16 protein-coding genes and 1 pseudogene are annotated in these 17,646 nt (G+C 70.0%); 8 read left to right on the forward strand and 9 right to left on the reverse strand.

All coding sequences use genetic code 11. The features are described 5' to 3' along the window. The first annotated feature begins 52 nt into the window (after positions 1-52). Positions 53-1,834 carry an amidohydrolase gene (locus OK345_RS17420; RefSeq protein WP_265129276.1) on the forward strand — a complete coding sequence of 594 codons (1,782 nt, stop codon included), beginning with the start codon at positions 53-55 and terminating at the stop codon, positions 1,832-1,834. 143 nt (positions 1,835-1,977) lie between these two features. Then, on the forward strand, positions 1,978-3,303 hold the full coding sequence (locus OK345_RS17425; RefSeq protein ID WP_265129277.1) for an MFS transporter: 1,326 nt from the start codon (positions 1,978-1,980) through the stop codon (positions 3,301-3,303). Positions 3,304-3,565: 262 nt separating this feature from the next. On the opposite strand, the pseudogene OK345_RS17430 reads toward OK345_RS17425, so the two are convergent. Together OK345_RS17430 and OK345_RS17435 are read right to left on the reverse strand one after the other, a co-directional pair. After that, positions 3,566-4,096: pseudogene (locus tag OK345_RS17430) on the reverse strand (cytochrome b); the annotation flags it as partial. Then, complete coding sequence (locus tag OK345_RS17435; protein ID WP_265129278.1) at positions 4,093-5,199, reverse strand: catalase family peroxidase; 1,107 nt, start codon at positions 5,197-5,199, stop codon at positions 4,093-4,095. The gene OK345_RS17435 and the pseudogene OK345_RS17430, both read right to left, overlap by 4 nt. Positions 5,200-5,358: 159 nt before the next feature. Between OK345_RS17435 and OK345_RS17440 the strand changes: the two genes are divergently transcribed. The 3 genes from OK345_RS17440 (at position 5,359) to OK345_RS17450 (ending at position 7,258) form a co-directional block, all read left to right on the forward strand. Beyond that, positions 5,359-5,877, forward strand: coding sequence for an RNA polymerase sigma factor (locus OK345_RS17440; RefSeq protein ID WP_265129279.1), 519 nt, complete (start codon positions 5,359-5,361; stop codon positions 5,875-5,877). Further along, positions 5,874-6,620, forward strand: coding sequence for an anti-sigma factor family protein (locus OK345_RS17445; RefSeq protein ID WP_265129280.1), 747 nt, complete (start codon positions 5,874-5,876; stop codon positions 6,618-6,620). Before OK345_RS17440 ends, OK345_RS17445 begins: the two co-directional genes overlap by 4 nt. 206 nt (positions 6,621-6,826) lie before the next feature. Next, positions 6,827-7,258: a hypothetical protein gene (locus OK345_RS17450; protein WP_265129281.1), complete on the forward strand. Its 432-nt coding sequence runs from the start codon at positions 6,827-6,829 to the stop codon at positions 7,256-7,258. 40 nt (positions 7,259-7,298) lie between these two features. On the opposite strand, the gene OK345_RS17455 is transcribed toward OK345_RS17450, so the two are convergent. From OK345_RS17455 to OK345_RS17485, 7 genes are all read right to left on the reverse strand, one after another. Further along, complete coding sequence (locus OK345_RS17455) at positions 7,299-7,589, reverse strand: hypothetical protein (RefSeq protein WP_265129283.1); 291 nt, start codon at positions 7,587-7,589, stop codon at positions 7,299-7,301. A gap of 22 nt (positions 7,590-7,611) precedes the next feature. Then, positions 7,612-8,982, reverse strand: coding sequence for a leucyl aminopeptidase family protein (locus OK345_RS17460; RefSeq protein ID WP_265129284.1), 1,371 nt, complete (start codon positions 8,980-8,982; stop codon positions 7,612-7,614). 32 nt (positions 8,983-9,014) lie between these two features. Beyond that, positions 9,015-9,725, reverse strand: coding sequence for an HAD family hydrolase (locus OK345_RS17465; protein WP_265129285.1), 711 nt, complete (start codon positions 9,723-9,725; stop codon positions 9,015-9,017). A 131-nt stretch (positions 9,726-9,856) separates the two neighbouring features. Continuing rightward, positions 9,857-10,285 (reverse strand): protein sip-5, encoded by a 429-nt coding sequence (locus tag OK345_RS17470; protein WP_265129286.1) that lies wholly within the window; start codon positions 10,283-10,285, stop codon positions 9,857-9,859. Continuing rightward, a complete protein-coding gene (locus OK345_RS17475; RefSeq protein ID WP_265129287.1) occupies positions 10,282-10,791 on the reverse strand; it encodes a phage holin family protein in 510 nt (169 codons plus the stop codon). The genes OK345_RS17470 and OK345_RS17475 overlap by 4 nt, the downstream gene beginning before the upstream one ends. A 5-nt stretch (positions 10,792-10,796) precedes the next feature. Further along, positions 10,797-11,162 (reverse strand): hypothetical protein, encoded by a 366-nt coding sequence (locus OK345_RS17480; RefSeq protein WP_265129288.1) that lies wholly within the window; start codon positions 11,160-11,162, stop codon positions 10,797-10,799. Between the two features lie 110 nt (positions 11,163-11,272). Then, on the reverse strand, positions 11,273-12,697 hold the full coding sequence (locus OK345_RS17485; protein ID WP_265129289.1) for a Do family serine endopeptidase: 1,425 nt from the start codon (positions 12,695-12,697) through the stop codon (positions 11,273-11,275). Between the two features lie 466 nt (positions 12,698-13,163). On the opposite strand from OK345_RS17485, the gene OK345_RS17490 reads away from it, so the two are divergent. From OK345_RS17490 to OK345_RS17500, 3 genes are all read left to right on the forward strand, one after another. Beyond that, positions 13,164-15,317 carry an adenosylcobalamin-dependent ribonucleoside-diphosphate reductase gene (locus OK345_RS17490; protein ID WP_265129290.1) on the forward strand — a complete coding sequence of 718 codons (2,154 nt, stop codon included), beginning with the start codon at positions 13,164-13,166 and terminating at the stop codon, positions 15,315-15,317. Between the two features lie 152 nt (positions 15,318-15,469). Further along, positions 15,470-16,186 (forward strand): hypothetical protein, encoded by a 717-nt coding sequence (locus OK345_RS17495; RefSeq protein WP_265155196.1) that lies wholly within the window; start codon positions 15,470-15,472, stop codon positions 16,184-16,186. A gap of 81 nt (positions 16,187-16,267) precedes the next feature. Beyond that, positions 16,268-17,056, forward strand: coding sequence for a TSCPD domain-containing protein (locus OK345_RS17500; RefSeq protein ID WP_265129292.1), 789 nt, complete (start codon positions 16,268-16,270; stop codon positions 17,054-17,056). Positions 17,057-17,646 lie beyond the last annotated feature (590 nt).

Below are 17,646 nucleotides of genomic sequence, written 5' to 3' on the forward strand. Positions count from 1 at the left end.
GCGTAAGACGGGCATGTTTATGCAGGTTCATCCGGGGCTCCTGGGGGCTGGGTTGGCTTCGCAACCTCCATCTTCCAGAGATGCCCCGGATGAACAACCTACTGAGAGATCACACCTAGTCCTGTTTGCACTGGCGCTGGCCGCCATACCGGCCAGCCAGGCGGCACCTGCCGCCGACCTGCTGCTGGGCAACGCCCGCGTCTACACCGTGGATGCGGCCCGGCCATGGGCGCAGGCGGTCGCGGTGCGCGACGGCCGCATCGTCGCGGTGGGCAGCGATGCCGAGCTGGCGCGCTGGAAAGGCCCCGGCACCCGCGTGGTCGACCTCGGCGGCCGGCTGCTGCTGCCGGCGTTCGGCGACGCGCACGTGCATCCGGTGTTCGGCGGACTGAGCCATTCGCGCTGCTCGCTGCATGAGGGCGAGAGCGTGCAGGACTACGAGCGGCTCATCGCCGCCTGCGTCGCCGCCGCGCCCGGCACCGGCACGGTCTACGGCGTCGGCTGGCGCGACGGCCTGTTCCCGCCGGACGGAGTGCCGCGCAAGGAGGTGCTGGATGCGATCTCGAGCGAGCGCGCGCTGATCTTCTCCTCCACCGGCGGCCACAGCATGTGGCTGAACTCCAGGGCGCTGCAGATCGCCGGCATCGACCGCGACACGCCCGACCCGGCCAACGGCCACATCGACCGCGACCCGGCCACCGGCGAACCGCTCGGCGGCCTGCAGGAGGCGGCGATGGAGCTGGTGCAGGCGCAGATCCCGGCGCCCAGCGAGCGCGAGCTGCAGGACTCCATCGCCTGGGCGGCCCGGCACTTCAACAGCCTGGGCATCACCCACTGGCACGACGCCGGGGTGGAGGTGCAGGCCGACGGCGGCAGCCCCGTGCTGGAGGCCTATCGCGCGGTGCGCGATCGCGGCGAGCTGGGCGTGCGCGTGTCGATCGCGCTGGGCGGGTACGGCACGCAGTGGCAGGACGAGCGCTCGCTCGAGCAGCTGTCGGCGCTGTTCCGCGCTTCCGCCCATGCGCGCGAACTGGGCCTGGCCGCGAACAGCGTCAAGCTCTATCTCGATGGCGTCATCGTGCAGCGCACCGCGGCGATGCTGGAGCCCTACGAGGAAAGCGGCGACGAGCGCGGGCAGGCCCAGATTCCCGAGGCGGTGCTGCGCCAGGCGGTGCAGCGGATCGATGCGCACGGTATGCAGGTACACGTCCACGCCATCGGCGACCGCGCGGTGCGGCAGGCGCTGGACGCCTTCGCCGCGGCCGGCGCGCGCAACGGCATCGGCGACAACCGGCACATGATCTCGCACCTCAACGTGATCGACCCGGCCGACCAGCCGCGCTTCGGCCAGCTGGGGGTGGCGGCGGTGTTCCAGCCGCTGTGGGCCTGCGACGAGCCCTACATGCGGCTGACGCTGCAGCGCATCGGCCCACGCCGCAGGGCGCACGTCTATCCCGCCAACGGCGTGCTGCAGGCCGGCGGGCGGCTGGCCTACGGCTCCGACTGGCCGGTGGCCTCGGCCAATCCGCTGGAGGGCATCGAGGTGGCGCTGACCCGCATCGCCCCCGGCGTGCACGACACCGAGCCGCTGCTGGCCGAGCAGCGGGTGACGCTGGCCGAGGCGATCAAGGGCTACACCCTCGACGTGGCCTACGTGAACCGCATCGACGGCGTGGCCGGTTCCATCGCCGTCGGCAAGAGCGCCGACCTGGTGGTGCTGGACCGCGACCTGTTCGCGATCCCGGCGCGGGAGATCTCGCAGGCGAAGGTGCTGCTGACCCTGTTCGAGGGCAGGCCGGTGTTCGGCGCGCTCGACGCGCTGGGGCAGGAGTGAGCAACGCCGGCATGGCCCCGCACGCGTCCGGCCGCGTTGCCGGGTGGCCGCGGCGGGGCCGCCGACCTGCGGCCGCCGCCGGTCGGGCACATCCGCGGGCCTGACCGATCACCGTTCGCCGAGATCCTTGGGAGGGGACGGGCATGGATCCAAGAGAGGCGATCGAACGCCAGCCGATGAGCCGCCTGCAGATCGTGGTCGTCGCGCTGTGCATCGCGCTCAACGCGGTCGATGGCTTCGACGTGCTGGCGATCAGCTTCGCCGCGCCGGGCATCGCCGCCGAGTGGAACATCGACCGCGCCACCCTGGGCGTGGTGCTGTCGATGGAGTTGCTGGGCATGGCCGCCGGCTCGGTGCTGATCGGCAACCTCGCCGACCGCATCGGCCGGCGTCCGGTGATCCTGGGCTGCCTGGTGGTGATGGCCGCGGGCATGTTCCTGGCCGCCTGGGCCGATGGCGTGGCGACGCTGTCGGCGACCCGGCTGGTCACCGGCCTGGGCATCGGCGGGATGCTGTCGTCCACCAGCGCGATGGTGGCCGAGTTCTCCAACGGTCGCCGCCGCAGCCTCAACGTGGTGCTGAACATCGCCGGCTACTCGGCCGGCGCCATCGTCGGCGGCGCCATCGCCTCGGCGCTGCTGGCGCGCACCGGCGAATGGCGCTCGGTGTTCCTGGTCGGCGCCGCCGCCACCACCGCGCTGCTGCCGCTGGCGCTGCTGTTTCTGCCCGAGTCGATCGACTCGCAGATCGCGCGGCGTCCGCCGGGCGCGCTGGACAAGGTCAACCGCACCCTGCGCCGGCTGCGGCTGCCGCCGGTGGAACGGCTGCCCGCGGCGGCGACGCAGGCGCAGCGGCCGTCGATCCTGGCGCTGTTCTCCTCCGGCCATGCCGCGCCGACGGTATTGCTGACCGTGGCCTACTTCGCCCAGATCATGGCGTTCTACTTCATCCAGAAATGGACCCCGAAGGTGATCGTGGACATGGGCTTCGAGGCGGCCAGTGCCGGCCGCGTGCTGGTCTGCGCCAACATCGGCTGCCTGCTCGGGGCGTTGGCGGTGGGACTGGCGTCGCAGCGCTTCCGCCTGCAGCCGCTGGTGGTCGGGGCGATGGTGCTGTCGTTCGTCGCGATCGCCGGTTACGGGCTGGTGCCGCGCGAGCTGGCCTGGCTGGCCGTGGTCGCCGGCCTCGCCGGCTTCTTCACCAACGCCGGGGTGGTGGGCATGTACCCGGTGCTGGTGCGGGTGTTCCCGGCGCCGCTGCGCGCCAGCGGCACCGGCTTCGTGATCGGCGTCGGCCGTGGCGGTTCGGCGCTGGGGCCGATGCTGGCCGGCGCACTGTTCGCCGGCGGCAGCGCACTGCTGGTGGTGTCGGCGACCATGGGCGCGGGCGCGCTGGTCGCGGCCTCGATGCTGCTGGCGTTGCAGCGGCAGCGACCGCGCGATGGGGCGGTTCCCGATCCGTCTGCGTGACAGCCGGGCGGCGGGCGTGCCGTCGGAACGCGGCGGTGTCTTGCGGTTGCCGGTAAACCAGCCTGGTGCGGCTGCGCCGCCTCCGCGGTCGCGGACGTTGCCCCGTTGTCCGGCGTCGGCATCCGGACAGGGAATGGCGTCCGGTCATGGGTCACGGTATGCGCCCAGGCGGCGGTGACGCCTCCGCCGTGGTTTCCGTGGTGAAGCCGACCATGGCGTCGGCCGCGCTCCCGTCCGGAGGCGGTTCGTGGCCGGCGTCGGCCGCAGGGCCGCGCGCCATGCCGGAGAACACGCCGTCGCGGCGGACCCAGGCGTGGAACAGCGCTGCCGACAGGTGCGCCAGCACCGTGGCGAACAACAGCCACGCCAGCCAGCCGTGCGCGTCGCGCAGCCAGGCGTACAGCGCCGGATCCTGCGGCAGCAGGGCCGGCAGCTGCAGCCCACCGGGCATCGTCGCCGGGTAGCCACCAGCCGACAGCATCGACCAGCCGATCAGCGGCATCGCCAGCATCAGCGCGTACAGCAGCCAGTGCGAGGCCTGCGCGGCCAGCACCTGCCAGCGCGGCAGGTCGGCCGGCAGCGGCGGCGGGCGGTGCCGCAGGCGATGGACCAGGCGCACCATCGCCAGCAGCCCGATGGCGATGCCCAGCGGGCGGTGCAGGTCGATCAGCCACGGCCGCTGCGACACCGAGGCGACCATCGCCACGCCGATGAACAGCATCGCCACGATCATCGGTGCCATCAGCCAGTGCAGCAGGCGGGCGAAAGCATCGAAATGACGGGAAGCATTCATCGCGTCGCTCCCTGGCCGCTGGCTTCGCGGGCCTGGCCGCGGCCGATCTCGCGTTCGCGGCGGTTGAACGACTGCGAATACACCGCCGAGCGTGCCGCCAGGATCGGGTCGCCGGAACCGGCGATGCCGGTCGGCAGGATCAGCGGGTCGTAATTGACGTCGCGGCACGGGCCGGTGGCCTGCGGTTCGGCGCGGTCCAGCACCAGCGTGCCGGCCACCAGCTGCGTCCTCTGCGCCGGCCAGGGCTGCGACGGGTCATCGACCGGATCGCCGGGCTGGGCCACGGTCAGCACCAGGTCCCACAGCAGCGGGCCACGGTCCAGCCGCGCCTGCAGATCCTGGCCGAGGAAATCCGCATCGGCCTGTTCGCGCTGGTGGGCGTCCAGTTCCTCGAACGGCGCGTGCGGCCGCATCGACCAGCGCACGTGATGGCTGCTGCCGTCGGCGGCGGTGAAGCGGAAGGCATTGACGCCGTTGTACTGGGTATTGGCCCAGCTGTTGGACCACGGCGCGGTCCTGGCCCACTCCTGGAAGCGGCGTGCTTCGGGATACTGCTGCAGGAAGGCGGCCATCTTCGCCGGGTCCGGCTTGCCGGTGGCCGGATCCGCCAGCGCGGCCAGCGTCTGTGCCTGGAAGCCGGCCGGCGTGGCCACGGCGAAGAAGGGAAAGCTGTTCATCGCCATGCGCCATTGCTGGCCGTCGTCGCTTTGCAGCAGCAGCGCCATGCTGCGCACGCGGGCCTTGCCGTCGGCGCCGTGCGGGTCGCCGCCGCCGATCGACAGCCGTCCCAGCACCGGCACCTCGGACTGCACGAACACCCGCGCCGAGGACAACGCCGCCGCCTCGCCGTTGCCGCGGAACACGCCGCTGACGCACATGCCCTTGCTGTGGGCGCGGCGGAATCCCGGGTGCGGCGGTGCGCCGCGTTCGATCGCATCGATCATGCGCTGCGAGGTGAGGCGGTCGCCGAGCCGGCCAGCGGTCCAGGCGAAGGCTGCCGCGGCGAGCGCGGCGATGGCGCCGATGCCGGCCAGCGCCAGCCCGTGGCGGCGGAGGAATGCAGGTATCGGCGACAGGGGAGGTTTCGGGGCAGGGGCGGTCATCGTGGGTGTCCGGATTGCGTCGGTGCAGGTCGGACGCGCGGCAGCGGCGTCTATTCCCCCGGCCGGCAAAAAATCCCGCATGCGGAAATCTTTACGCCGGTACGGGAATAATCCCGGTGCCGGGTCGTCCTACCGGCAACTTCCCAGTCATTCACCGTGATGGACGCATTCGACGACGAACGCCTGCGCGCGCTGCTGCCGCGGTTGCGCCGCTTCGCCCGCTCGCTGGCCGGCGATGCGGCCAGCGCCGACGATCTGGTGCAGTCGGCGCTGGAGCGCGCCTTGCGGCGCTGGCATACCCGCCGCGACGACGCTGCGCTGCAATCCTGGCTGTTCTCGATCCTGTACCGCCAGTTCGTCGACGAGCGCCGGCGGGCTGCGCGCTGGCAGCGGGTGCTGACGCTGTTCGTGCCGCAGCAGGCCGACCAGTCGCCCTCGGCCGAACGCGTCCACGACGGTCGTGCGCTGCTGGCCGCGTTCGCGCAGCTGCCGGCCGAGCAGCGCGCGTTGCTGCTGCTGGTCGCCGTGGAAGGCTTCAGCTACCGCGAAGCGGCCGATACGCTCGGCCTGCCCATCGGCACGGTGATGTCGCGGCTGTCGCGTGCGCGCGACCGGCTGCGCACGCTGGGCGAAGGCACGACCGACACCGCCACTCCCGCACTCCGGGTACTCAAATGAACACGAACGATCCCAACGACGACGAACTGCACGCCTACGTGGATGGCCGCCTGGACGCATCGCGCGCCACTGCGCTGGAAGCCTGGCTGCAGGCGCATCCGCAGCAGGCCGTCCGGGTGCTGGGATGGAAGCGCGATGCCGAAGCGCTGCGTGCGGCCTGGGCCGGCCTGGAAACGGTGTCCGCCGACGCCCCGCTGGCGCCTGCGCAGGTCCGTCGCCGGTTGCGCCGGCAACGCCGTGCGCGCCTGGGCATGGTGGCCAGCTGCGTGCTCGCGCTGGGGCTGGGCGGCGCGCTCGGCTGGCAGCTGCGCGAGCTGCGCATGGCCGGCGAACGCCCGCCGATGGCCGATGCGGTGGCCGCCTACCGATTGTTCGCCGACGCGGCAACGCCGCTGGAATTCGACGCCGACCGCCACGCCGCGCTGCAGGGGTGGCTGCAGGCCCACTTCGGCCCGGCCGGCGAGGTGCCGGACCTGCAGTCGCAGGGATTCCGGCTGCAGGGCGGACGCATGCTGTCCACTCCGGAGGGCGCGGCGGCGATGCTGGTCTACCAGGATGCCGAGGGCGCGCGCATCGGCCTGTACCTGCGTCCGCGCAGCCAGCGCATGGTGCCGGGCGAGCGCCGCGACGGGCGCCTGCTCGCGCAGTACTGGTCCGAGGGCGACACCTCCTTCGCGCTGGTCGGGCCGGCGACGCAGGCGCGCATGCGCCAGCTGGCGCCATTGCTGCGCGGCGCCGGCTGACGGCTGCGGCGGCCGCACTGCCAGGTTGCCGGGCCGGGGCCATGGCCGGTACCGGTTTGCGTGGGCGCATGCGGCCCGCGCGGGCGCCGTCCTGCACCGGGAGCCTCGACGCCGGCGCCGACAACGGCCCATGCAGCCTTCGCCGGAGGGCACGGCCGCCGCCACCGGCTGCGGTAGCATCGCTCCATCCACCCGGGGGAACCGACATGAACACCGCCGTTGCCGTACCGCGCCGCCATGGCGTGATCGCCACCCTCATCCTGCTGTGGAACGTACTGGGCCTGACCATGTTCTGGCTGCAGCTGGGCATGAGCCCGGAAGCGGTGGCGGCGTTGCCGGCGCCGCAGCGCGCGGTGTACGAGGCCACGCCGGCGCTGGTCAACATCGCCTTCGGCGTGGCGGTGGTCGCCGGCCTGCTGGGTGCCCTGGGCCTGCTGCTGCGCCGCGGCTGGGCGCTGCCGTGCTTCGTGCTGTCGCTGCTGGCGGTGCTGGTGCAGATCGGCACCACCTACGCGGCCACGCCGGCGTGGGAGGCCTACGGCCCGGCCGGTCTGGTGATGCCGGTGGTGCTGGTGGTGGTGGGGCTGTTGCAGATCCGCTACGCGCGCAACGCCCGCGTTCGCGGCTGGCTGCGCTGACGCGCCCGGCCCGTTGGGCCGGGTATCCCGTCGGTAATGCTCAGCCGTTAATGGTGTTGACCAGTGCGCAGATGATCACCAGGAAGGTCAGCACCGCCGAGAAATTGAGCCCGGCTGTCGGCAGCTTGCGGCCATGGGTGAAACCTATGGGGACGCCGGCCACGCGCATTTCACTGGCGTTGATGAGCATGGCAATCGTCACGATGGCTAACGCCCCCACGGCCCACCATGGTGAGGTGAAGGGAGTGCCGACTAAGCTACCTATGAACTGATGGGCGCAGATCGCTACTGCGATAAGGAAGGCGATCGATGTACGCGTACGTGGTCCCATGCGGCTCCTTCGCGTTGATCTGTCAGTTGGTGTAGCGCGCCTTCAGCATCGCCCAGGCCGAACGCAGCGCCAGCGCCTCGCCGCCGGCCGGGCGGCCGGGGCGCTCGCCGTCGTTCCAGGCGTACACGTCCAGGTGCGCCCACTTCTGGCCCTCGGCGATGAAGCGCTCCAGGTACAGCGCGGCGGTGACCGCGCCGGCCATGCGCGAGCCGGCGTTGGCCAGGTCGGCGATGTTGCTGTGCAGGTAGCGCAGGTAGGGGCGCCACAGCGGCATGCGCCAGACCGGGTCGCGGGTGTCGTCGCCGGCCTGCAGCCACTGCTGGGCCAGGCTGTCGTCGTTGCTGAACAACGCCGGCAGGTCGGGGCCGAGCGCGATCCGCGCCGCGCCGGTGAGGGTGGCGAAATCGAGCACGATCTCCGGCTGCTGCTCGCTGGCGTAGGTCAGCGCGTCGCACAGGATCACCCGGCCTTCGGCGTCGGTGTTGTCGATCTCGATGCTCAGGCCCTTGCGGGTGGCGATCACCTCGCCGGGGCGGAAGGCGTCCGGGCCGACCGCGTTTTCCACCGCCGGGATCAGCAGGGTCAGCCGCACCGGCAGCCGCTGCGCCATCACCAGCCCGGCCAGCGCCAGCGCGTGCGCCGCGCCGCCCATGTCCTTCTTCATGTTGCGCATGCCGTCGGCCGGCTTCAGGTCCAGCCCGCCGGTGTCGAAGCACACGCCCTTGCCGACCAGCGCCACGTGCGGGTGGTCGTCCTGGCCCCAGCGCAGCACGATCAGCCGCGGTGCGCGGTGCGAAGCGCGGCCCACCGCGTGGATCGCCGGGAAGTCCTGCTGCAGCAGGTCGTCGCCGGTGATCGCCTCGATCCGCGCGCCGTGCGCGTCGGCCAGCCCGCGCGCGGCGTCCTCCAGTTGCTGCGGGCCCATGTCCTCGGTCGGGGTGTTGACCCAGTCGCGCACGCGCAGCGAGGCGGCGATCAGGTCGGCCACTTCCGGCGCCGGGGTGGCGGCCAGCTGTGCCGGCGCGCGCTGCGGCTTGCGGTAGCGCGCGAAGCGGTAGCTGCCCAGGCCCCAGCCCAGGTGCAGGTTGGCCTCGGTGATGGCGTCCAGTTCACCGGCCACCTGCCACACGCTGCCTTCCGGCAACGCGAAGGGGGCGTGCGCGTAGCTGTAGGCATCGGCACGGTCGCCCACGCCGATCACCGCCCCGGCAATGCCGTCCGCGCCGGGCAGCAGCGCCAGCGTGGCCGGCGCGGCGGTGAAGCGCTGCGCCTCCAGCCAGGCGACGACGGCGGCCGGCTGGCGCTCGCGCCACGCCGCGAACTGCCCGCGGTCCAGTACGTGCAGCGGCAGGGCATGGGCGGTATCGGGGGTGAAGCCGTTGGGGACGGACATGTCGCTTCCTTCGGTGGTTGGCGTCGGCCGGTTCAGGCGCTGTGCGCGGATGCGTTGGCATCCAGCCAGTCGGCCAGGCCGGTCAGGGTGTCGAATTGCAGGTCGGGCTGCAGTGTGTCGTGGTTCCAGCGCCCGGCTTCGCGGTTGATCCAGCAGCCGCGCAGGCCGGCCTGGATCGCGCCGACCACGTCCATCTCGGGGTGGTCGCCGACGTGCAGCACCTGGGTGTGCGGCACGCCCAGCCGCTGGCAGGCGGCATGGAAGATGCTGGCCGCCGGCTTGGCCGCGCCGTGCTCGCGCGAACCGAGCTGGAACGCGAAATGGTGCGACAGTCCGATCCGTTCCAGGTCGGCGTTGCCGTTGCTCACCGCCGCCACCGGCACCCGCGCGGCGATCCGCGCCAGCGCGTCGACCGCGTCGGGATAGAACTCGACCTGGTTGCGCGCGGCGTAGAAGGCCTCGTACGCCGGTTCCAGCAGCGCCAGGTCGGCGCCGCTGTTGTGCAGCGCCTCGCGCAGCGTCAGCCGGCGCAGCGCGCTCAGGTCATGGTGCAGGTGCGGGTTGTCGCGGAACGAGCGCTCGCGCAGTTCGCGCATCGCCGCCACCGGATACATCGCGGCGGTGGCGGGACTGTGCTGCTGCATCCACTGGTACAGCACCTGGTCGATGCGCGCGCCGATGGGGGCGAACGGCCACAGGGTATCGTCCAGGTCGAGGGTGATGGCAAGGACTGGGAAACTCACCGGCGCATTTTACGGCAACCGCCGCACCCCGCGGCCGTGTTGCGCAGGAACGCGCTGTTCCAGCGCCCCGGCGGCGGCCGCGTACACGGACACGATGCGTGCATGCGGGGCCGCCGCGAACCGTCGCCGGCTCAGGGTTCGGACAGTTCGGTGGCCGCTTCGGCGGCGCGCGGCGGCGTGGAGCTGGAGCGGCCCTGTCCTGTGCCGGTGCTGGCGGGTGCGGGCGCCGGTTCGGCCGCGGCGCGTTCCGGCGCCGCCTGCGCCTCCTCTTCGGCCGCCCGGGGCGCCGTTTCCGCGACGAACGCGGCCTGCGCCGTGGCCAGCAGGTTGGACACCGAGCCGATCATCTGCAGCCAGCGCGCGCCGTTGAACTGGCCGGCGGGTTCGAACTTGCCGGCCAGGAAACCGCCGGCCAGGCCGGCGACGATGATGCGCATCGGCGTCCAGCCTTCGCGCCAGACGCGCTTGAGCGTGCCCCATTCGCGTTCGGTGTCGTCGGCGCGGCCCTGCACCAGCCGTTCGGCACGTTCCACCCGCCGCCGCAATGTCCCGAAATTCATGGCCTGCGCTCCTGCGTTGCCGGCGCGTCGCCCTCATCCTCTTCGTCGTCGCCGTCCTCGTCGAACAGGCCCAGCCGCGACAGTTGCCGGCGGGTGGCATGCATGCCGGTGTAGTCGAAGAAGTGCGACACCCGCCAGACCGCGATGCCAGTCACCACCAGGCTGCCCAATGCGGTGAACAGCAGCGACTGCAGCCAGGAGAAGCCCGAACGCTGCAGCAACGCGATGATGGTGCCGGCCAGCAGGAACCAGGCCGAGGCACCGAACACCACCGCCGCCCCGGTCCAGGCCAGGGCGCGGCCGAACGCGCTGCGCGCCAAGGCGAAGTCGGCCGCGGCCAGGCGCCGCAACGCGCGCGCGGTCTGCTTGGCCGAGTCGGTCGCGGCGCGGCCGGCCTGGCCCACCTGGCGCAGGCTTTCCTCCAGGCCGGGGGCGGCAGCGGTTTGCGCGTCGCCGCCCTCCGCATTGCCGTCCGCGCCGGTGCCGGGCTGAGGCTGGTCGCTCACGCCGCTTACTGGTTGTTACCGCTGCGGGCCAGCTTGGCGATGATCCAGCCGGCGGCGAAAGCGACGCCGAACGAGGCCAGCGGGCGCTCGCGGATCAGCTCGGCGGCGCTGTCGACCAGGTCCTTGCCCTTGTCCATCAACGCGTCCATCTGCTCCTTGGCGGCCGCGCCACCGAGTTCGGCTGCGGCCAGGCCCGACAGCGCGCTGTCGGACAGCTCGGCCTTCAGGTTGGCCTTGCCCAGGCGCAATTCGTCGCTGGCGGCTCCGGCGGCGCCCTTGACCGCCTCGGTCGCGGCCGAGGCCGCCGACTTCAGGTGCGAACCGGCCTCGCCCAGGTGTTCCTTCATGTTCTCGGTGTTGGTGGGGGTCATCACTGTCTCCTTGTCTCGAAAAGGGGGCACCCGCGTACGGGCGTGGAACGGATCGTGGACGCCAGCAATACCATCGGCGCAGTGCAGGCTGCGTCACGGCACGCCAACCATCATCGCATCATCAACTCGCCGCGGGCGTTGCCGCGGCGGATCCGCAGCACCAGCTGCAGCGGCGGCTGCTCGAAACTGGCGCGCCAGCTGGCCAGGTCGACGAACTCGCCGCTGCTGGCAGCCAGCACGATGTCGCCTTCGGCCAGGCCGGACTGCGCGGCACGGCTGCCGCGCGCCACCTCGCTCACCAGCACGCCATTGAGCCCGGACTGGCGCCGCGATTCGGGCAGGTCGACGAAGGTCGCGCCGGCCAGGCGCGGATCCAGCGATTCGCCGCTGACCGCGCGCGGCTGCTCCTTCAGTGTGGCCCGGAGCTGCAGCGGCTTGCCGTCGCGGCGCACGTCCAGCGCCAGCGTGCTGCCCACCGCCTGCAGGCCCTCGTAGTTGTGCAGCGCCTGGGCGCTGTCCACGCGCTGGTTGTTGACCGAGACGATCACGTCGCCGGCCTTGAGCCCGGCCGCCGCCGCGCCGGAACCGGACAGTACCCGGGTCACCAGCGCGCCGCGGGTTTCGCTCAGGCCCAGGCCGCGGGCGATGGCCGCGGTCAGGTTCTGGCTCTCGATGCCCAGCGTGCCGCGCACCACCACGCCGTGCTTGATCAGCTGTTCGACCACGTCGCGCGCCAGGTTGGAAGGGATCGCCAGGCCCAGGCCGATGTTGCCGGCCATGCTGCCCTGTGGGTTGAAGCTGGCGGTGTTGATGCCGACCAGCTGGCCGGACAGGTTGACCAGCGCGCCGCCGGAGTTGCCGGGATTGATCGAGGCGTCGGTCTGGATGAAGTTCTGGTAGCCCAGCCCGCGGATGCCGCTGCGACCCACCGCCGAGACGATGCCCGAGGTGACGGTCTGGCTGAAGCCGAACGGGTTGCCGATGGCGACCACGAAGTCGCCCACCCGCAGCTGGTCGCTGTCGCCCAGCTTGATCTCGGTCAGGCCTTCGGCGGGAATGCGGATCAGCGCCACGTCGGTATCGGCGTCCGAGCCGAGGAACTCGGCCTTGACCGTGCGCCCGTCGGCCAGCGTCACCTGCACGTCGTCGGCGTTCTCGATCACGTGGTGGTTGGTGAGCACGTAGCCGTTGCGGGCGTCGATGATCACGCCCGAACCCAGCGACTCGTTGATGCGCTCCTGCGGCACCTGCGGGAACAGGCGACGGAAGAACGGGTCGTCGAAGAACGGGTTGCGCACCCGTACCACCTGCTTGGTGTTGACGCTGACCACTGCCGGCATGGTCCGTTCCAGCATCGGCGCCAGCGACGGCACCGGCTGCCCGGCGACCGCGGCCGGCAGCGAGGTGGTCGCCGGCAACGCGGTGGCGGTGGTGGCCTCGGCGCGGTTGTCCAGGTGGGCGTTGATGGCGGTGGCGGTGAAGCCGCCGAACGCGGCGGCCAGGGCGAGGGTGAGCAGGGTGGGAAGCGGTCGCATGTTCGTGCAGCGGTTCCGTACGGGGCGCGGGTGGGCGCCGGGGTGGGAGCGGAATGTAGCTGAACGGCAGTGTCGCCGGCGCTGGCTAAATCGACAATGAAACCCGTCCGTCGCGCCGGTGCCGGCGCAATCCCTACGGGCGCGGGCGTTACCGCAACCGGCGCGGCGCGTGCGCGGATTTTTCGTTTGACATGGCCTTCCGGGAGGGTAAGCTTGGCCTCGTCGCCGGCCACAAGATGTAGCGTCGCCGCGACCAGCGTCCCCAAGCAGTAGGGTTCAGGCTTGGGGTGCGGGCACCCCACAGGAAGGCGTGCGATGACAGCGAAAGCGATGCAGACGGCCGGTGTTTCCCGGACTCACCCCATCCCGCCATCGGGCGCGTAGCCACGCGCCTGCGTCGTCGTTGTCGCCCCATCCCGGGGAAGGCAAACGCACCGCGAGGTGCACAAGGAGAATTTCCACAGTTATGAGTACGGTGCGCCTGGAAGTGGTCAGCAACGAAACCAAGTCGGACCTCGTACCGATGCAGCCTGCCTCGCAGGACATCTGGGACAAGAAGTACCGCCTCAAGACCAAGCAGGGCGAAGCGCTGGACGCCGACATCGACGGCACCTACCAGCGCGTGGCCCGTGCCTTGGCCGATGCCGAAGCCACCGAGGAAAAGCGGGCCTACTGGTACGAGCGCTTCGTGTGGGCGCTGCGCCGCGGCGCGATCCCCGCCGGGCGCATCACCTCCAATGCCGGTGCGCAGGAACACAAGCCGGCCACCAGCACCATCAACTGCACCGTGTCGGGCACCATCGGCGACTCGATGGACGGCATCCTGGAGAAGGTGCACGAGGCCGGGCTGACGCTGAAGGCCGGCTGCGGCATCGGCTACGAGTTCAGCACCCTGCGTCCGCGCGGCGCGTTCGTCGCCGGCGCCGGCGCCTACACCTCCGGGCCGATGTCCTTCATGGACATCTACGACAAGATGTGCTTCACCGTGTCCTCGGCCGGTGGCCGCCGCGGCGCGCAGATGGGCACCTTCGACGTCTCCCACCCGGACGTGAAGGACTTCATCCGCGCCAAGCGCGAAGACGGCCGCCTGCGCCAGTTCAACCTGTCGCTGCTGATCACCGACGGTTTCATGGAAGCGGTGGACAGCGACGGCGACTGGCCGCTGGTATTCCCGGTCAACCGCAAGGAAGAGGGCGACATCGACCTGGCCAGCGCCGAGCAGGTGGTCTGGCGCGAGTGGCCGACCCACGACAACTACATCGTGCGCGACGACGGCCTGGTGGCCTGCAGGATCTACGGCCACATCCGTGCCCGCCACCTGTGGGACATGATCATGGTCTCGACGTACGACTACGCCGAGCCGGGCTTCATCCTGATCGACCGTGTCAACGAGATGAACAACAACTGGTGGTGCGAGAACATCCGCGCCACCAACCCGTGCGGCGAGCAGCCGCTGCCGCCCTACGGCGCCTGCCTGCTGGGCTCGGTCAACCTGACCAAGTTCGTGCGCGACCCGTTCACCGACAAGGCCCGCTTCGACTGGGACGAATACAAGGAAGTGGTGCGCGTGTTCACCCGCATGCTCGACAACGTGGTCGAGGTCAACGGCCTGCCGCTGGAGCAGCAGCGCCAGGAGATCATGCGCAAGCGCCGCCACGGCATGGGCTTCCTCGGCCTGGGCTCCACCCTGACCATGCTCAGGATGAAGTACGGCTCGCCCGAGTCGTGCACGTTCACCGAGGCCATCGCCCGCGACATGGCGGTGGCCGGCTGGGAAACCGGACTGGAACTGGCCCGCGAGAAGGGCGCCGCGCCGATCATGGACGAACAGTTCGAGGTCACCGCCGCAATGCTGCGCCAGCGCCCGGAAATGGCGAAGGACGGCTGGCGCGTGGGCCAGAACATCGAAGGCAAAGTGCTGCACGCGCGCTACAGCCGCTACATGCAGCGCATCGCCACGGTGGCGCCGGAACTGGTCGAGGAGCTGGCCACCGTCGGCAGCCGCTTCACCCACCACAGCTCGATCGCCCCGACCGGCACCATCAGCCTGTCGCTGGCCAACAACGCCTCCAACGGCATCGAGCCGTCGTTCGCGCACCACTACAGCCGCAACGTCATCCGCGAGGGCAAGAAGTCCAAGGAGAAGGTGGATGTGTTCTCCTTCGAATTGCTGGCCTACCGCCACCTGGTCAACCCCAGGGCGATGCCCTTTGCCGAAGACGCCGACGCGCAGCTGCCGGACTACTTCATCTCTGCCGACGACATCTCGCCCAGGGAGCACGTGGACGTGCAGGCCGCCGCGCAGAAGTGGGTGGACAGCTCCATCTCCAAGACCGCCAACGTCCCCACGGACTACCCGTACGAGCAGTTCAAGGACATCTACCGCTACGCCCACCAGCAGGGCCTGAAGGGCTGCACCACGTTCCGCTTCAACCCCGCCGCCTTCCAGGGCGTGCTGGTCAAGGAGGCCGACCTGGAGAACACCACCTACCGTTTCGAACTGGAAGACGGCTCGGTGGTGGAAGTGAAGGGCAACGAACAGATCGAATACGACGGCGAGATGCATACCGCCGCCAACCTGTTCGACGCCCTCAAGGAAGGGTATTACGGCAAGTTCTGAATGCCTGCCGCGTCGTCCCGTCCTGCCGGCGGGGCGGCGCTGGCCTTGCCGGGTTCCATGTGGTCCGTTCCACGTTTCGCCACATCGATATAGCATCGCCAGCGTTCCACCCTTGACGCCCTGAGGAGGGCACTATGAGCAACGGAAATGGTGTGACGGCGACCGTTTCGCAGGTCGCCGACGACGTGAAGGAAACCGCGGTGAACCTGGGCGAGAGCATCGCCACCACCGCCAGCGAAACCGTCGCCGCCGTGCAGCAGCGCGCCCGCAAGGCGCAGGGCAGCGCCAGGACGCAGGTCGCCAAGGTGAAGAAGGCAGTGAAGAAAGCGGTGAAGAAGGCCGAGAAGGTCGTCGCCAAGAAGACCGCCAGCGCCAGGAAGGCGGTCAAGAAGACCGTCGCCAGCGCCAGGAAGAAGCTCGTCAGCGCCAAGGCCAGTGCCGAAGCCGAGGCCAGCGCGCTGAAGAAGAAGGCCGGCGCCAGGAAGGCCGCGGTGAAGAAGGCCGTGCGCAAGGAAACCGCCAAGGCCGGGAAGAAGGTCGACAAGGAAGTGGCCAAGGTCAAGAAGGAGGCCGCCGCGCTCAAGCGCAAGGCGGCGCAGGCCAAGAAGGCCGCCGCCAAGAAGGTCACCAGCGCTCGCCGCACCGCCAAGGCCGACGTGGCCCAGGCCAAGAACACGGTCAAGCGCGATGTGGCCGCGGCCAAGCGCAAGGTCGCCAAGAAGTCGGCCAAGGTCAAAAAGGCCGTGGCCAAGGCGGAAAAGACGGTCAAGAAGGCGGTGAAGAAGGCCGCGCCGAAGACCGCTGCCAAGAAGGTCGCCAAGAAGGCAGCCGTCGCCAAGAAGCCGGCCCGGCGCAGCGCCGGCAAGTAAGCTCACAGCCCGCCCCTCCCCGCTGACGGGAGGGGCGCGGCAGCAATCCCCAGTACCGCAACGCATACCAGGACACGCACCATGGCCGTCAAGATCGACAAGAAAATCAAGGGTTACAGCGTCATCGGCGCGGACGACAAGGCGCGCGAGGCGGCTGCCCAGACCCCGGCCGCGTCGATCGACCGTGCCACCGCGGAGGCCGAGGCGCCGCAGGACAACATCGTGCACATGCACGAGCGCATCGAGCGTCCGGAAGTGCTGGTCGGCAGCACCTACAAGATCAAGTCGCCGTTGGTGGAACACGCCTTCTACGTGACCATCAACGACATCGTGCTCAACGCCGGCACCGAGCATGAACTGCGTCGCCCGTTCGAGATCTTCATCAACTCCAAGTCGATGGAGCACTTCCAGTGGATCGTGGCGCTGACCCGCATCATGTCCGCCGTGTTCCGCAAGGGCGGCGACGTCACCTTCATCGTCGACGAGATGAAGGCCGTGTTCGACCCCAAGGGCGGCTACTTCAAGGCCGGCGGCGTGTACATGCCCTCGCTGGTGGCCGAACTGGGTTCCATCGTCGAAGAACACATGAAGTCCATCGGCCTGCTGCACGACCCGGAAATGAGCGCCCACCAGCGCGCCCTGATCGCCGAGAAGCGCAAGCAGTACGAGGACCGCTCAAAAAAAAACAGTGAAGTGACCGCCCCGGCTGCCGTCGCCATCGACAAGCGCGAAGAGGATGTCGAAGTCACCGGCGAAGGCACCAGCTTCCCTCCCAGCGCCACCATGTGCCACAAGTGCAGCACCAAGGCGCTGGTGATCATGGATGGATGCGCCACCTGCCTGAACTGCGGCTACAGCAAGTGCGGCTGATGCCGCCGGATCGCGACGGGAAGCCCGGCCTTGCGCCGGGCTTCTTGCTTTAGGGCGACGCAGAACCGGCATCTGCGTGCCAGGACGGGCGCGAGTGCTTCGTGTGGTGTCGATACCCACCCGCAGCCTGGCGAAGTCTGCTATCGTTGCGCCCCCTCGGAACGGGGGCTCTGTCGTTCAAGCAACGCAAACCGGGTTGTCGCCTTGTATGCGGTCCCGGATCGACAGGGTCTTCGTTCTTGACCGTGCTGGCGATCGGTTCCGGCGTCGGTTGCGGCAACAACTTCAAGAAGAACTTCAAGTTCGCTCGACAAGTTGTTGACATGGAGGAAAACGCCGCCATAATAGGCGGCTCGCTTCGGCAAGACCTGAGGGTCGGTTGGGGCGGCGGAGTCGGGCCTTACGAGGTGTTGACGCCGCGGAAAAGCCGGCTATAATGGGCGGCTCGCTACGACGGAAACGTCGGGGTGCACGAAGAAGGCGCTGAGGCCGGATTCGGGATCTTTGAAAGTATGCGCAGGTTAATTTGTGAGGACGCCTGCAGGAAGGATGACTGTCCATCTTGCAGACGTTTGATCAAGCAATGAATC

Origin of the sequence: Xanthomonas chitinilytica (assembly GCF_026107455.2) — a bacterium.
Classification (GTDB): domain Bacteria; phylum Pseudomonadota; class Gammaproteobacteria; order Xanthomonadales; family Xanthomonadaceae; genus Stenotrophomonas; species Stenotrophomonas chitinilytica.

Bases quoted from the DNA above. Each gene is read 5' to 3' on its own strand.
- OK345_RS17425 (WP_265129277.1), top strand. From the start codon at position 1,978: ATGGATCCAAGAGAGGCGATCGAACGCCAGCCGATGAGCCGCCTGCAG.
- OK345_RS17435 (WP_265129278.1), bottom strand. From the start codon at position 5,199: ATGACCGCCCCTGCCCCGAAACCTCCCCTGTCGCCGATACCTGCATTC.
- OK345_RS17440 (WP_265129279.1), top strand. From the start codon at position 5,359: ATGGACGCATTCGACGACGAACGCCTGCGCGCGCTGCTGCCGCGGTTG.
- OK345_RS17445 (WP_265129280.1), top strand. From the start codon at position 5,874: ATGAACACGAACGATCCCAACGACGACGAACTGCACGCCTACGTGGAT.
- OK345_RS17450 (WP_265129281.1), top strand. From the start codon at position 6,827: ATGAACACCGCCGTTGCCGTACCGCGCCGCCATGGCGTGATCGCCACC.
- OK345_RS17455 (WP_265129283.1), bottom strand. From the start codon at position 7,589: ATGGGACCACGTACGCGTACATCGATCGCCTTCCTTATCGCAGTAGCG.
- OK345_RS17460 (WP_265129284.1), bottom strand. From the start codon at position 8,982: ATGTCCGTCCCCAACGGCTTCACCCCCGATACCGCCCATGCCCTGCCG.
- OK345_RS17470 (WP_265129286.1), bottom strand. From the start codon at position 10,285: ATGAATTTCGGGACATTGCGGCGGCGGGTGGAACGTGCCGAACGGCTG.
- OK345_RS17480 (WP_265129288.1), bottom strand. From the start codon at position 11,162: ATGACCCCCACCAACACCGAGAACATGAAGGAACACCTGGGCGAGGCC.
- OK345_RS17485 (WP_265129289.1), bottom strand. From the start codon at position 12,697: ATGCGACCGCTTCCCACCCTGCTCACCCTCGCCCTGGCCGCCGCGTTC.
- OK345_RS17490 (WP_265129290.1), top strand. From the start codon at position 13,164: ATGAGTACGGTGCGCCTGGAAGTGGTCAGCAACGAAACCAAGTCGGAC.
- OK345_RS17500 (WP_265129292.1), top strand. From the start codon at position 16,268: ATGGCCGTCAAGATCGACAAGAAAATCAAGGGTTACAGCGTCATCGGC.